The sequence below is a fragment of the Sphaerisporangium sp. NPDC049457 genome, assembly GCF_055586705.1.
Genome location: NZ_JBVJHR010000005.1, coordinates 158,901 through 174,200, shown reverse-complemented (window position 1 = coordinate 174,200; position 15,300 = coordinate 158,901). Strand labels below are relative to the sequence as shown.

General features: G+C 71.7%; 9 protein-coding genes. 7 read left to right on the top strand and 2 right to left on the bottom strand.

Annotated elements, in window-relative coordinates; genetic code table 11:
• Window positions 1–21 precede the first annotated feature (21 nt).
• Window positions 22–1,221 (top strand): thiolase family protein, encoded by a 1,200-nt coding sequence (locus tag ACZ6QO_RS10060; RefSeq protein ID WP_465849407.1) that lies wholly within the window; start codon window positions 22–24, stop codon window positions 1,219–1,221.
• The gene (locus ACZ6QO_RS10055; protein WP_465849405.1) at window positions 1,218–3,311 is read left to right on the top strand and encodes a 3-hydroxyacyl-CoA dehydrogenase NAD-binding domain-containing protein; all 2,094 of its coding nucleotides are present in this window, start codon (window positions 1,218–1,220) and stop codon (window positions 3,309–3,311) included. The genes ACZ6QO_RS10060 and ACZ6QO_RS10055 overlap by 4 nt, the downstream gene beginning before the upstream one ends.
• A gap of 22 nt (window positions 3,312–3,333) precedes the next feature.
• Here ACZ6QO_RS10055 and ACZ6QO_RS10050 read toward each other — a convergent pair whose 3' ends face one another.
• Window positions 3,334–4,530 carry an FAD-dependent monooxygenase gene (locus ACZ6QO_RS10050; protein ID WP_465849403.1) on the bottom strand — a complete coding sequence of 399 codons (1,197 nt, stop codon included), beginning with the start codon at window positions 4,528–4,530 and terminating at the stop codon, window positions 3,334–3,336.
• 289 nt (window positions 4,531–4,819) lie between these two features.
• Between ACZ6QO_RS10050 and ACZ6QO_RS10045 the strand changes: the two genes are divergently transcribed.
• From ACZ6QO_RS10045 to ACZ6QO_RS10035, 3 genes are all read left to right on the top strand, one after another.
• The gene (locus tag ACZ6QO_RS10045; RefSeq protein ID WP_465849401.1) at window positions 4,820–5,776 is read left to right on the top strand and encodes a TetR/AcrR family transcriptional regulator C-terminal domain-containing protein; all 957 of its coding nucleotides are present in this window, start codon (window positions 4,820–4,822) and stop codon (window positions 5,774–5,776) included.
• Between the two features lie 72 nt (window positions 5,777–5,848).
• Window positions 5,849–6,778: a putative RNA methyltransferase gene (locus tag ACZ6QO_RS10040; RefSeq protein WP_465849400.1), complete on the top strand. Its 930-nt coding sequence runs from the start codon at window positions 5,849–5,851 to the stop codon at window positions 6,776–6,778.
• Window positions 6,779–6,894: 116 nt separating this feature from the next.
• Window positions 6,895–8,682: a S9 family peptidase gene (locus tag ACZ6QO_RS10035; protein ID WP_465849399.1), complete on the top strand. Its 1,788-nt coding sequence runs from the start codon at window positions 6,895–6,897 to the stop codon at window positions 8,680–8,682.
• 89 nt (window positions 8,683–8,771) lie between these two features.
• On the opposite strand, the gene ACZ6QO_RS10030 is transcribed toward ACZ6QO_RS10035, so the two are convergent.
• The gene (locus tag ACZ6QO_RS10030; RefSeq protein ID WP_465849397.1) at window positions 8,772–10,334 is read right to left on the bottom strand and encodes a PP2C family protein-serine/threonine phosphatase; all 1,563 of its coding nucleotides are present in this window, start codon (window positions 10,332–10,334) and stop codon (window positions 8,772–8,774) included.
• A 121-nt stretch (window positions 10,335–10,455) separates the two neighbouring features.
• On the opposite strand from ACZ6QO_RS10030, the gene ACZ6QO_RS10025 reads away from it, so the two are divergent.
• Both ACZ6QO_RS10025 and ACZ6QO_RS10020 read left to right on the top strand, forming a co-directional pair.
• Window positions 10,456–14,640: a HAMP domain-containing protein gene (locus ACZ6QO_RS10025; RefSeq protein WP_465849396.1), complete on the top strand. Its 4,185-nt coding sequence runs from the start codon at window positions 10,456–10,458 to the stop codon at window positions 14,638–14,640.
• On the top strand, window positions 14,640–15,266 hold the full coding sequence (locus ACZ6QO_RS10020) for a response regulator (RefSeq protein ID WP_465849394.1): 627 nt from the start codon (window positions 14,640–14,642) through the stop codon (window positions 15,264–15,266). Before ACZ6QO_RS10025 ends, ACZ6QO_RS10020 begins: the two co-directional genes overlap by 1 nt.
• Window positions 15,267–15,300 lie beyond the last annotated feature (34 nt).

Here is a 15,300-nt window from a genome sequence, read left to right as displayed (position 1 = left end):
TCGAGCAGCGAGGAGCCAGCCGTGCCAACGTCTCGTGACGTCGTGTTCGTCGACGGCGTGCGCACACCTTTCGGCCGGTCGGGCCCCAAGGGCCTGTACGCCGAGACCCGCGCCGACGATCTGGTCGTCCGCGTCATCCGTGAACTGATGCGGCGCAACCCGCAACTGCCGCCCGAGCGCGTCGACGAGGTGGCCATCGCGGCCACCACCCAGATCGGCGACCAGGGCCTGACCATCGGCCGCTCGGCCGCCGTGCTGGCCGGACTGCCCAAGTCCGTCCCCGGTTACGCCATCGACCGCATGTGCGCCGGCGCGATGACCGCCGTCACCTCCGTGGCGGGCGGCATCGCCTTCGGCGCCTACGACGTCGCCATCGCGGGCGGCGTCGAGCACATGGGCCGCCACCCGATGGGCGAGGGCGTCGACCCCAACCCCCGTTTCCTGTCCGAGAAGCTCGTCGACGGCTCCGCGCTGATCATGGGCATGACCGCGGAGAACCTGCACGACCGCTACCCCGAGATCTCCAAGGAGCGCGCCGACGCCTACGCGGTCGCCTCGCAGGAGAAGGTCGCCAAGGCGTACGCGAACGGAAAGATCCAGCCGGACCTGGTGCCGATGGCGACCCGCAAGGCCGCCGAGGGCTGGGGCCTCGCCACCGAGGACGAGCCGCCGCGGCCGGGCACCACCATGGAGGGCCTGGCGTCGCTGAAGACGCCGTTCCGCGCGCACGGCCACGTCACCGCCGGCAACTCGGCGGGCCTGAACGACGGGGCCACCGGCAGCATCCTCGCCGCCGCCGGCACCGCCGCCGAGCTGGGCCTCACGCCCAAGATGCGGCTGGTCTCCTACGCGTTCGCCGGAGTGGACCCCGAGGTGATGGGCGTCGGCCCGATCCCCTCCACCGAGCGCGCGCTGCGCCTGGCCGGGCTGTCCATCGGCGACATCGGGCTCATCGAGATCAACGAGGCCTTCGCCGTGCAGGTGCTGGCCTTCCTTTCGCACTTCGGCATCGCCGACGACGACCCGCGCGTCAACCCCTACGGCGGCGCGATCGCGTTCGGTCACCCGCTCGCGTCCTCCGGGGTGCGGCTCATGACCCAGCTCGCCCGCGAGTTCGGCGAGAACCCCGGCGTGCGCCATGGCATCACGACCATGTGCGTCGGCATGGGCATGGGCGGGACGGTCGTATGGGAGAACCTCGCCTGGGAGGGCGCGAAGTGAGCGACATCACCGACATCTTCGAAGACGAAGTCGTCACCCACGCCCTGGTGCGCGACGTCCGGCTGCCGGGCGACGCGGGCACGATGGCCCTGATCACGCTGGACAACGGCTTCGACCACACCAAGCCGAACACCTTCGGCCCCCGCGGCCTGGCCGAGCTGGACAAGGCCCTCGACGCCATCTGCGACCGCTCCGACATCGCCGCGGTCGGCGTCACCGGCAAGCCGTTCGTCTTCGCCGTCGGCGCCGACCTCAAGGGCGCGGCGCTGGTCCGCTCGCGCGAGCAGGCCGAGGCCCTCGGCCGGCTCGGCCACGAGGTGTTCCGCCGGCTCGGCGAGCTGGAGGTGCCGTCGTTCGCGTTCCTGAACGGCGCGGCGATGGGCGGCGGCCTGGAGGTCGCGCTGCACTGCACCTACCGGACCATCTCCTCCGGCGTCCCGGCGGTCGCGCTGCCCGAGTGCTTCCTCGGCCTGGTTCCGGGCTGGGGCGGCACGCAGCTGCTCCCCCGCCTCATCGGCCCGGCCAACGCGCTGAAGCTGATCGTCGAGAACCCGCTGTCGCAGAACCGGATGATCAAGGGTACCGAGGCGTTCAAGCTCGGCGTCGCCGACGCGGTCTTCGAGCCGGCCGACTTCCTGGAGGAGTCGCTGCGCTGGGCGGCCCGCGTGCTGACCGGCGAGACCGTGGTCTCCCGGCACCCGTTCACCGAGGACGCCGAGGGCTGGAAGGCCGCGGTGGCGGGCGCCAGGACGCTCGTCGACCTCAAGCTGCGCGGCGCCTCCCCGGCGCCGTACCGGGCGCTCGAGCTGGTGGAGCTGGCCGGCTCGGCGAGCCGCGACGCGGGGTTCGAGGCCGAGACCCAGGCGCTGGCCGACCTGCTGATGGGCGACGAGCTGCGCGCCGGCCTGTACGCCTTCGACCTGGTGCAGCGGCGGGCCAAGCGTCCCGCGGGAGCCCCGGACAAGGCGCTCGCCCGCAAGGTCACCAAGGTCGGCGTGGTCGGCGCGGGCCTGATGGCCTCGCAGCTCGCCCTGCTGTTCGCCCGCCGCCTGGAGGTGCCGGTGGTCCTCACCGACCTCGACCAGGCCCGCCTGGACAAGGGCGTCGGCCACGTCCACGCCGAGGTGGACAAGCTGCTCGGCAAGGGACGCGTCACCGGCGACCAGGCCAACCGGCTGAAAGGGCTGGTCACCGGCTCGCTGACCAAGGACGCCTTCTCCGACGCCGACTTCGTCATCGAGGCCGTCTTCGAGGACCTCGCCGTGAAGAAGCAGGTCTTCGCCGAGGTGGAGGCCGTCGTCGGGCCCGAGTGCGTGCTGGCCACCAACACCTCCTCGCTGCCGATCTCGGCGATGGCGGCCGGCCTGCGCCATCCCGAGCGGGTGGTGGGCTTCCACTTCTTCAACCCCGTCGCGGTGCTCCCCCTGCTGGAGATCGTCCGGGCCGAGAAGACCGACGACGCCACGCTGGCCACGGCCTTCGCGGTCGGCAAGGCGCTGCGGAAGTCGAGCGTGCTGGTCAAGGACGCCCCGGCGTTCGTGGTGAACCGGCTGCTCACCCGGTTCATGGGCGAGGTCATCGGCGCCGTGGACGAGGGCACCCCGATCGAGGTCGCCGACCACGCGCTGGACGGGCTCGGGCTGCCGATGACCCCGTTCGCGCTCCTGCAGCTCGTCGGGCCCGCCGTGGCGCTGCACGTCGCCGAGACGCTGCACGAGGCGTTCCCCGGCCGCTACGGGGTCTCGTCGAACCTGGCGACGCTCGTGAAGGCCGGGAAGCCCGGCGTCTACGCCCCGGACTTCTCCATCGACCCGGAGGCGCGGCAGATCTTCGAGGCGTCCGGGACGACCGGGCCGGACGCTGAGCAGGTGCGCGACCGGGCGCTGCGCGCGCTGGCCGAGGAGATCCGCCTGATGCTGGACGAAGGGGTCGTCGCGGCGCCCGAGGACATCGACCTGTGCATGATCCTCGGCGCCGGCTGGCCGTTCCACACCGGCGGCATCACCCCCTACCTCGACAGGACCGGCGTCTCCGCCGAGGTCGGCGGCCGCGCGTTCCTCGCCCCCGGCGTGGCCTCCGTGCCCGCCTGAGCTCCCGCCACGGCCGGCGCCGTCAGCTCTGGTAGTCCTTGAGCGTGATGGCGTCGGCCTGCTGGAGCCGCCTGACGATCAGGCCCCGCCACGGCACGTAGGGCAGCGTCCTGATCATCATGTCCCGCGTCCAGACCTGCGCCGTCGACTTGGGGAACAGGAAGCCCGTCTCACCGCCGTTGGCCCGCGCCTGGGACGCCGCGACGTACCCGCGCATCTCACGCTCGTATCCCGCGAACCCGGCGCGGTGGTCGCCGCCCGCGGCGGCCAGCTCGCCCGCGAGCACGTACGCCCCCACCAGGGCCAGGCTCGTCCCGAGGCCGCTGAGGGCCGAGGGGCAGTACGCCGCGTCGCCCAGCAGGACCGTCCGGCCGCTGGACCAGCGATCCATGTGGATCTGGCCGATGGCGTCGAAGTAGAAGTCCTGGGACTCCCACATGGCCGCCAGCAGCCGGGGGACCTCCCAGCCGACGTCCGCGAACCGGTCGGCGACGATCTTCTTCTGCCGGTCGGCGTCGTGCCGGTCGTAGGACAGCGGCGGCGAGGTGAAGCCGAACAGCGCCTTGGCCTCGTCCGGCCGGGGAGTGGGCCGGACGGCCACCGCCCGCCCGCCGAGCGGGGTGTGGTAGCGGTCCCACCGGTCGTGGGCCACCGGGTAGGGGATGGTGAAGTACGAGGTGTAGGAGCCGAGGTGGCGGGCGAACCGGGACTCCTCCCCGAAGACGAGCGCGCGGGTGGCCGAGTGGATGCCGTCCGCCCCGACCACCAGGCCGAACCGGCGCCTGCCGCCGGCCGCGAATCGCGCCTCGACTCCGTCTCCGTCGTCGGCGAGCGCGGTGACGTGGTCGCCGAAGACGTATTCGACGTCGTCGCGGGTGGCGTCGTAGAGCACCTTCGACAGGTCGCCGCGCAGGATCTCGATCTCGCCGACCGCGCCCTCGCCGCCGAGGAGCTCCACGGGCATGCTCGCCCGGGGCCTGCCGGCGGCGTCGACGAACGACATGCCGCGCGTGCCGATGCTCGCCCGCCGGACCTCGGCCGACAGGCCCATCCGCCTGACCACCTCGTGGGCGACCCCGCGCAGGTCGATCGCGTGGCCGCCGTCCCTGAGCGCCGGGGCCCGCTCCACGACGACGGGGTCGAACCCGTGGCGGCGCAGCCAGAAGGCCAGCGCGGGCCCGGCGACGCTCGCGCCGTTGATCAGGACACTTCGGTTCATCACAGCCTCCTCGGCCAGGTCGGGGGATGACGGCCCATGCTGTATGTACGCTGTACGGGCCGACGCGTACACGCTAGTTTGTACGGTGTACTGACGCAATGAACTGCGAGAATGTCGCAATCAGCACTAGTGCGCTCCCGAAGGGAGCACTACGGGGCGCCGGGCGGGCACGGCGCGATGCGCCTCGTCATCCGCCGATCCGGCCGCCGGCCGGTGACGGCGGGCGCCCCTGGTGCACTAGTACGCTCGGCGACGCACCCGTGCGCCGCGCCGGCGGAAGGAGCCCCAGGTGGACCAAGGGACACGACCCGAGCCGCCCTACGCCCGCATCGTCCGCGAGATCCGGCGCCGCATCACCTCCGGCGAGCTGCGCGCCGGAGAACGGGTGCCCTCGACGCGGCAGATCACCAAAGAGTGGGGCGTGGCCATGGCGACCGCCACCAAGGTCCTCGCGACGCTCCGCCAGGAGGGTCTCGTGCTGCCGCGACCGGGGGCCGGCACCGTGGTGCGCGTCCCCGAACCGGCGCCCGCGCGGCACCGCGGCCCCGCGACGGCGGACGGCGGGCACGAGCCGGCCCGCGCGCGGCTGGTCCGCACCGCGATCGAGATCGCCGACGCCGAGGGGATCGCCGCCCTGTCGATGCGCAGGGCCGCCGCCGCGCTGGGTGTGCCCACCATGTCGCTGTACCGGCACGTCCAGGGCAAGGACGAGCTCGTGCTGCTGATGGCCGACGCCGTGTTCGGCGCGGAGTTCGCGCCCGTTCCCTCCGCCCGCACCTGGCGCGAGCGGCTGGAGCTGGTCGCCCGGCAGCACTGGGCGATGTACCGCCGTCATCCCTGGCTCGCCCCTGTGCAGTCGTTCACCCGCCCGCTGATGTCGCCCAACGCGCTCGCGGGCACCGAGTGGGTGATGCAGGGCCTCACCGGCCTTGGACTGCGGCCGAACGAGGTCCTGCACGTGGTGATCACCGTGTACAGCTACGTGCACGGGGTGGCCGTCAACCTCGAAGAGGAGGCGCGGGCGCGGCAGGAGAGCGGGGTCACCGACGACGAGTGGATGGCGGCGCAGGCCCCGGCCTTCGACGGGCTCCTGTCCTCCGGGCGTTTCCCCGCCTTCTCGCGGATCATGCGGTCGCCGGAGGCCGAGCTGGATCTGGACAGCCTCTTCGAGTTCGGGCTGCGCACCATGCTCGACGGCGTCGCGGTCCGCGTCCAGGCGGCCCGCGGGCGCCCGGACCGGCGGTGAGGGACCCGGACGCGGTGAGGGACGGCGAGCCGGGCGGACGGGCGGGTTCCGGCGTTCGGGGATGATGGAGGAATGCTCGCCGACGTCATCCCGTACCTGGTGTGCCCGGTCTGCCGGCGCGGCCTCGCCCTCGCCGGCGGCGTGGTGCGGTGCGAGGAGGGGCACGCCTACGACGTCGCCAGACAGGGGTATGTGAGCCTGCTGACCGGCTCGGCGATCCCGGGTACGGCCGACACGCCCGCCATGGTCACGGCGCGGGCGGCGTTCCTCGGCGCGGGCCACTTCGCCCCGCTGGCCCACCGCCTGCGAGAGCTTCAGCGCCCCGCCTCGGCCCTCGCCTCCGGCGGCGGGTCACCGGGCGACCCCGGGCGGCACGGCACGGCGGCCGCGCCCGGAACCGACGGCCCGGCGCGGACGGCCGGCGGGCGCGGGCCCGCGGTCGTCCTGGACGCCGGAGCGGGCACCGGCCACTATCTGGCCGGGGTGCTCGGCCCGCACGACGTCGGCATCGCCCTGGACGTCTCCAAGCACGCCCTCAGGCGCGCGGCACGGGCCCATCCGCGCATCGGCGCGGTGGTCGCCGACGTGTGGCGGCCTCTGCCGGTCAAGGACGCGTGCGCGGACGTGCTGCTGAACGTCTTCGCCCCGCGCAACGGCCCGGAGTTCGCCCGCGTGCTGCGCCCGGAAGGGACGCTGATCGTGGTCACGCCGACGCCCCGGCACCTTTCACCGCTGGTCGGCGAGCTCGGCCTGCTCTCGGTGGACGAGGACAAGGCGCGGCGCGTCGAAGAGGCGCTCGCGGGGCACTTCGCCCAGGTCGGCGAGATCGTCGAGGAGGCGCCGATGCGGCTCGGGCATCAGGCCGTCGAGACCGTGGTGGAGATGGGGCCGAGCGCCTGGCACACCGACCCTGTGGCGCTCAGGCGAGAAATCCTTCGCCTGCCGGACCCGGTCACCGTTCAGATGTCGTGCCGGATCTCTCTGTTCCGTAAGATCCCCTAGACGCACTGGAATTAGGAATTTCCCTGACTTTGTAGGCCATCTTCCGTACAGAAGCGACATACTTAACGGCAACCCGCCGATCCCGGTCAGGGAGAGCGTGAGGGAGGGGCACGCCCATGAAGGCCGAGGAACGCTGGCAGGCCAGGTTCCGCGCGGCACGTATGACACTGCCCGTCTGGGCACGGCTGGCCCCGGCCCGGTCCGTGTATCGCTGCAACATCTCCGGCGTCTGGGAGATCCACGCCTGGGACCGTTCGAGCGGCGCCACACGACAGGTCACCAGTCGTCCTCGCGGCACCTCGCACGCGGCGATCGACCCCACCGGCCAGTGGATCTGGTGGTTCTCCGACACCTACGGCGACGAGTTCGGCATCTGGATGCGCCAGCCGTTCAACGGCGGGCCCGAGATGGCCGCCCACCCCGACCTCGCTCCTGGCCACCCGACGGGCCTGGCGCTGTCGGCCGTCGGCACGGCCGCCGTCGGCCGCAGCAGCCGCCACGGCTTCCAGGTGCTGCACGTCCAGGTCGGCAGCGACGACAAACCCGCCGTGATCTACGAGTCGCGCGAGTTCGCGCAGGTCGCGGGCATGTCGCTCGACGGCTCGCTGATCGCGGTGAGCCACAGCGAGCACGGCGACTCCCGCCACCCCGCCCTGCGCGTGATCAGGCCGAACGGGCAGGCCGTCGGAAATCTGAACGACGGGCCCGGCAAGGGTTTCTCCGGAGTGCGGTTCGCGCCGACCACGACCGACCGGCGCATCCTCGCCCTGCACGAGCGGCGGGGCCGCCGCGAGCCGCTGGTCTGGGACCCGGTGACCGGCGAGCAGCGCGAGATCTGGCTGCGCGTCCCCGGCGAGATCACCGCCGACTGGTACCACGACGGCCGTGCGCTGCTGATCGGCCACAACGACCGCGCCCGCACCGAGCTGTACCGGTACGACCTCGGCGGCGGCCACCTGTCGGAGATCAAGACGCCGCACGGCGTGATCCACGACGCGATGCCCCGGCCCGACGGGACGGTCGAGTACTCCTGGTCCAGCGCGGCGCGGCCCCCGGTCATCAGGGCCAGCGACGGCCACGTCGTCATGAACCAGTCGGGCCCGTCGGCCCCGCCGTCCGTGCCGCTGGAGGACGTGCACGTCGACGGCCCCGGCGGGCGCATCCATGCCCTGGTGTCCCGCCCGAGCATGGGCAGCTCGCCCTATCCGACGGTGTTCCTGCTGCACGGCGGCCCGGCCGCGCAGGACGACGACTCGTTCATGCCGAACGTCGCGGCGTGGGTGGACGTCGGCTTCGCCGTCGTGCGGGTCAACTACCGGGGCTCGACCGGGTACGGCTCGGCGTGGCGGGACGCGCTGCGCGGCGACGTGGGCCACATCGAACTGGCCGACGTGGCGGCGGTACGCGAGTGGGCGGTGGGCCAGGGCGTGGCCGATCCGGAGCGCATGGTGCTCGCGGGCGCCTCGTGGGGCGGGTACCTGACGCTGCTCGGCCTGGCGACCCAGCCCAAGTGGTGGGCCGCGGGCATCGCGGCCGTGCCGATCACCGACCACGCCGCGGCCTACAGCGACGAGACCGAGGGCCTGCGCGCCTACCACCGGGCGCTGTTCGGCGGCTCGCCGCAGGAGGTGCCCGAACTGTACGCCGCGTCGTCCCCGATCACCTATCTGGACGCGCTGCAGGCGCCGCTGCTGGTGCTGGCGGGCGAGAACGACCCGCGCTCACCGATCGGGCAGATCGAGAAATATCTGCGGAAGCTGGAGGAGCGAGGGCACGAGCACGAGGTGTACCGCTACCCCGCCGGCCACGCCAGCCTGGTGATCGAGGAGCGGATCCGCCAGATGGCCGCCCAGATCGACTTCGCCCGCAAACACGTGGGCGTGCCGCCCCCTCCCGCCACCTGACACTGACCACCGGGCCTACGCCGTGGCCGGTGCCGGCCCACCGCCTGAGCCGCCGCCCGGAGCCGCCGAGCGCGGCCGGGCCGGGCGGGTTAGACCGGTTCGGCCCGCAGGACCAGGATGGCGAGGTCGTCGGCGCTCGGTTCGATCGCGAAGTCCTGCACGGCGCGGCGGATGCGCTCGGCCACGGCGCGGGCCGACAGGTCGACGCACTCGGCGAGCAGCTTGGCCAGGCCGCCGTCGTCGTCCAGCAGCCGCCCGCCCGTCCGGCGTTCGGTCACCCCGTCGGTCACGCCGAGCAGGACGTCCCCCGGCTCCAGGCGGACGTGGTCGGCGGCGAACCGGGCCTCGGGGAAGACGCCGAGCAGCGACTGGGAGCTCACCACGGTCTCCACCACGCCGCTCGGCCGCAGCCGCAGCGCCTCGGGGTGCCCGGCGGAGATCAGTGAGAGATCGAGCCCGTCGCCGGTGCGGCGGATCTCGCCGTGCAGCAGGGTCAGGAACCTCGCCCGCTCGCCCTCCTCCAGGATGGCCTGGTTGAGGCGGGAGACGACCGCGGGCACGTCGTAGCCCTCGCGGGCCAGCAGGCGCAGCGTGTGGCGGGCCAGGCCGGTGACGGCCGCGGCCTGCGGGCCGGTGCCGCAGACGTCGCCGATGGCGAACCGCCAGACGCCCTCGCCGGCCGGGAACAGGTCGTAGAAGTCGCCGCCGACCTCGTTGTTCTCGCCCGCCGGCTCGTACACCACGGAGTAGTCGAGGCCGGGGGTCTCTGCGGGCGTGCCGGGCGGCAGGAGGCTGCGTTGCAGGGCGCGGTTGGCGTCGGCCTGCTGGGCGTACAGGCGGGCGTTGTCCATCGCGAGCGCGGCGCGCCGGCCGAGGTCCTCGGCGAGCTGGGCGGCGTCGTCGGGGAAGCGGCCGGCGCGGCCCAGGCACATCATGCCGAGGCTGCGCCCGCGCGCGACCAGCGGGAAGGCGAGGGACTGCCACTCGTCGAGCTGGATCGGCACGGGGGTGAGGTTGTCCACCGAGGGGATGGTCACCTGCTGGATCTGGGCGCGAAGGTCGTCGATCTGCGCCTCGTCGGCGTGCCACAGGTAGGCGAGGTCGAGCGGCGCCCCGTCGGAGCTCACCGTGTAGACGGCGCACCAGGTGGCCAGCCGCGGCACCACGATCTGGGCGATGAGGGCGGGCACCATGTCGGGGTCGAGGGTGCCGGCGAGCAGGTCGCTGGCGTCGGCGAGGAAGCCGAGCCAGCCGGGCCCCTGGCTGGTGCGCTGCCCCGTCCAGTCGTCGACCACGCGGACGCCGCCGGCGCCGCCGGGCAGGCGCAGCCGCGCCCAGCGGGTGCGGAGATCGCCGGAGAAGCTGACGCCCCAGACGGAGACGGAGCTGGACGGAGGGGCGACGGGGACGCCGCCGGTCTCCTTCTCTCGTACCTCTATCTGCAGCGAATCTCCCTGATGGACCCATACAATCTCAAAAGGGACATCGCCCACATCGGAGACCAGCTCTCCGGTCAGCCGCTCGGCGTCCGAGCTCATGGACGCGGCCGCCCACGCGGTCATGACCTCGCGGGTGAACCGCGTGGCGGCGGGTAGGGCCGTCCTGCCAGGCGCGAAAGACGCGGCCAGCACACCCCGGGAAGAACTTGTCATTACACCGTGCTTACCACAGTCGGCTGTCACACGCGGTCGATCGACAGGGCGACCGCACAGCGTCCTTCATGCCAGACTGGCACTACTCCGTATCCCGCCCGAACAGCGTGAAGGAGGCTTCATGAAGGGTACCCCGACCGTGGGGGCCGGTTCGGAGCGGTCCTATACCGAGTCCGACCTCCGGCCGTTCCTGGACACGCTCATGGCATGGCGTGATGGAGACTTCAGGAAACGCGTGCCCTTCGCGGCCCCTGGCATCCTCAGCGAGGTCAGGCTGCTGCTCAACGAGGTCGCCGACCGCCGCGAACACCTCGCCAACGAGCTCATCCGCGTCAGCCGTGAGGTCGTCAAGGAAGGCCGCTCCGGCGTCCGCCTGATCGCCGGTCCCGGCGTCGGGCTGTGGGCCGAGAGCGTCGACTCGGTCAACGACCTGATCGACGCGCTCGTCGGCCCGGTGAGCAGCGCCGCCGACGTGCTCGACGCGGTCGCCCAGGGCGACCTGTCCCAGCGCCTTGAGATCGGGCGCACGGCCAAGGGCGAGGTGCGCCGGCTCGGCAAGGCGATCAACGGCATGGTCGACCAGCTCTCCCTGTTCAGCTCCGAGGTCACCCGGGTCGCCCGCGAGGTCGGCTCCGAGGGCCAGCTCGGCGGGCGCGCCAACCTCCGCGGCATGTCCGGCAGCTGGCGCGACCTCACCGAGGCCGTGAACACCATGTCCAGTCGCGTCTCCGCCCAGGTCCGCGACATCGCCGTCGTCACCACGGCCGTGGCCCGCGGCGACCTGAGCCGCAAGGTCACCGTCGACGCCGTCGGCGAGATGCTGGAGCTCAAGAACACCGTCAACACCATGGTCGACCAGCTCTCGGCCTTCGCCGAGGAGGTCACCCGGGTCGCCCGCGAGGTCGGCACCGAGGGCGAGCTGGGCGGCCAGGCGCGGGTGCGGGGCGTGTCGGGCGTCTGGAAGGACCTCACCGACAACGTCAACGTCATGGCCAGCAACCTGACCAGCCAGGTGCGCGGCATCGCCACCGTCGCGACGGCGGTCGCCCAGGGCGACCTGTCCAAGAAGATCACCGCTGACGCGCGCGGTGAGATCCTCCAGCTCAAGACGACCCTCAACACGATGGTCGACCAGCTGTCGCTGTTCGCCGACGAGGTCACCCGGGTCGCCCGCGAGGTCGGCACCGAGGGCCAGCTCGGCGGCCGCGCCGAGGTCAAGGGCGTCTCGGGCGTCTGGAAGGACCTCACCGACAACGTCAACTCGATGGCGAACAACCTGACCTACCAGGTGCGCAACATCGCCCAGGTCACCAAGGCCGTGGCCGGCGGCGACCTGTCCAAGAAGATCGACGTCGACGCCCAGGGCGAGATCCTCGAACTCAAGTCGACGATCAACACCATGGTCGACCAGCTCTCCCTGGTCGCCTCCGAGGTGAGCCGCGTGGCCCGCGAGGTGGGCTCTGAGGGCCAGCTCGGCGGCCAGGCCCAGGTGCACGGCGTGTCCGGGGTCTGGAAGGACCTCACCGACAACGTCAACTTCATGGCCAACAACCTGACCTCGCAGGTGCGGCAGATCGCCGCCGTCTCCACCGCCGTCGTGCAGGGCAACCTCTCCAAGAAGATCACCGTCGACGCGCAGGGCGAGATCCTGCAGCTGAAGGACACCGTCAACACGATGGTCGACCAGCTGTCGCTGTTCGCCGACGAGGTCACCCGCGTGGCCCGCGAGGTCGGCACCATGGGCCAGCTCGGCGGCCAGGCGCGGGTGCGCGGGGTGTCGGGCGTCTGGAAGGACCTCACCGACAACGTCAACTCCATGGCCACCAACCTGACCTACCAGGTGCGCAACATCGGCGAGGTGACCACGGCGGTCGCCAAGGGCGACCTGTCCAGGAAGATCGACGTGGACGCCCAGGGCGAGATCCTCGTGCTGAAGACGACCATCAACCGCATGGTCGACCAGCTGTCGTCGTTCGCCTCCGAGGTCACCCGCGTGGCCCGCGAGGTCGCCTCCGAGGGCCAGCTCGGCGGCCAGGCCCGCGTCGAGGGCGTCGAAGGCACCTGGAAGCAGCTCACCGAGAGCGTGAACGAGCTGGCCAGCAGCCTGAGCACGCAGGTGCGCGCGATCGCCGAGGTGACCAGCGCGGTGGCCCGCGGCGACCTGACCCGCTCGATCACCGTCGACGCGCAGGGCGAGCTCGCCGACCTCAAGGACAACATCAACACGATGGTGTCCAACCTGGTGGACACCACCAAGGCCAACCAGGAACAAGACTGGCTCAAGAGCAACCTCGCCCGCGTCTCGCGCCTGATGCAGGGCCACCGCGACCTGATGGAGGTCGCCAAGCTCATCATGAGCGAGCTCACGCCGCTGGTGTCGGCCCGCTACGGGGCCTTCTACATGGTCGAGAGCCTCGCCGACGACGAGCTCAGGCTGATCGCCGGGTACGGGGTGCGGCCGGGGCGCAGCGCCAGGCAGACCTTCAAGTTCGGTCAGGGCATCGTCGGCCAGGCCGCCGCCGAGGGCCGTCCCATCGTGCTGGACGACGTCCCCGCCGCCTACCTGACCATCGAGTCGGGGCTGAGCCGGTCGAGGCCCGCCCAGATCGTCGTGCTGCCCGTCCTGTTCGAGAAGCAGGTGCTCGGCGTGCTCGAACTGGCCTCCTTCAGCCGGTTCGGCGAGACCCACCTCGCCTTCCTCAACCAGCTCGTCGAGACCATCGGCGTGACGATGAACACCATCATCGCCAACTCGCGCACCGAGGGCCTGCTCACCGAGTCCCAGCGGCTCACCACCGAGCTGCGCGAGCGCTCCGACGAGCTGCAGCGCCAGCAGGAGGAGCTGCGCCGGTCCAACGCCGAGCTAGAGGACAAGGCCGCGCTGCTCGCCAAGCAGAACCGCGCCATCGAGATCCAGAACTTCCAGATCGAGCAGGCCCGCCGCACCCTGGAAGAGCGCGCCGAGCAGCTCGCGGTGTCCTCGCGCTACAAGACCGAGTTCCTCGCGAACATGTCCCACGAGCTGCGCACCCCGCTGAACAGCCTGCTGGTGCTGGCCAAGCTGCTGTCGGAGAACACCGAGGGCAACCTGACCGCCAAGCAGGTGGAGTTCGCCCGCACCATCCACGGCGCCGGCTCCGCGCTGCTCCAGCTGATCAACGACATCCTCGACCTGTCCAAGGTCGAGGCGGGCCGCATGGACATCCACCCGCAGCCGCTGTCGCTGCCCAAGCTGGTGGAGTACGTCGAGGCGACGTTCGCGCCGCTCGCGCAGGACAAGGGGCTGTCGTTCACCGTCGAGGTCGACCCGTCGGTGCCCGAAGAGCTGAACACCGACGAGCAGCGCCTGCAGCAGGTGCTGCGCAACCTGCTGTCCAACGCCGTCAAGTTCACTCCCAAGGGCGAGGTGCGCCTGCACATCAGCCGCGCGGACGACAGCGTGCCCTACATCGACCGCACGCTGCGCGAGAACGACGACATCGTGTCCTTCTCCGTGGTGGACACCGGCATCGGCATCGCCCCCGAGAAGCTAGAGATGATCTTCGAGGCGTTCCGCCAGGCCGACGGCACCACCAGCCGCAAGTACGGCGGCACCGGCCTCGGCCTGTCGATCTGCCGCGAGATCGCCCGCCTGCTCGGCGGCGAGATCCACGCCACCAGCGAGGCGGCGCACGGCAGCACCTTCACGCTGCACCTGCCGGTCAGGTACGCCGGGCCGCTCGACGGCAGCAACGGCGGCGCGGCGATCTCTCCCGGCGATCGCCGGGACGATCCCGACCCCGACATCGGCCTCGCCCCCGACCTGCCGCAGATGCCCGACCTCGGGGACGACATGCGGCTCCCGCAGCTCTCCGAGGGCATCGAGAACCGGTCGTGGCAGGGCGACGACCCGCTGAACGGCGCGAAGATCCTCATCGTGGACGACGACATCAGGAACGTCTTCGCGCTGACGAGCGTGCTCGAACGGCACGGCTCCACCGTGGTCTACGCCGAGAACGGCATCGAGGGCATCGAGCAGCTCGAACGCAACGAGGACGTCGCGCTGGTCCTCATGGACATCATGATGCCCGAGATGGACGGCTGGGCGACCACGTCGGCCATCCGCCGCATGCCGCAGTTCGCCGAGCTGCCGATCATCGCGCTCACCGCCAAGGTGATGCAGGGTGACAGAGAGAAGAGCATCGCCTCGGGCGCGTCCGACTACGTGCCGAAGCCGGTGGACGTCGACCGGCTGCTCGAACGTCTGCGCGGCTGGCTGACGCGCGGCCGCGTGCCGTCGAGCGATGGGAAGGAAGGGCGCGCTTAATGCCGGACCGAGCGAAGATCCTGCTGGTCGACGACCGCGAGGAGAACCTCATCGCGTTGGAGGCCATCCTGAGCTCTCTCGACGTGGTCGCCGTGCGCGCACGTTCCGGCGAGGAGGCTCTGAAGGCCCTGCTGGGCATCGAGTTCGCGCTCATCCTGCTCGACGTGCGCATGCCCGGCATGGACGGCTTCGAGACGGCCGCGCACATCAAGCGGCGCGAGCGCACCCGCAACATCCCGATCATCTTCTTGACCGTGGTCGACAGCGCCCCCGACTACGCCTTCCGCGGGTACGCCGCGGGCGCCGTCGACTACCTCACCAAGCCCTTCGACCCGTGGGTGCTGCGCGCCAAGGTGTCGGTGTTCGTCGAGCTGTACAACATGAACCGCCGGCTCACCGAGCAGGCGGCCCTGCTGCGCGAGCGGCTGACCGTCGAACTGCCGGACGGCGTGGGCGCCGAGGTCCTGCCCGAGCTGTCGCGCCGGCTCACGGCCGTGGAGGAGGAGCTCTCGCGGGTCGAGGAGCTCGTGTCGCAGGCCAACGGCAGCACCTCGCTGGCCGCCCCCATCAAGGACCTCTCAGAGCGCGTCCTGCACCTTCGAGCCGGCTTCGACGCCCTCTCGTAGGCGTGCGGGCCCGCCCCGGCGGGTCTGGCGGGCC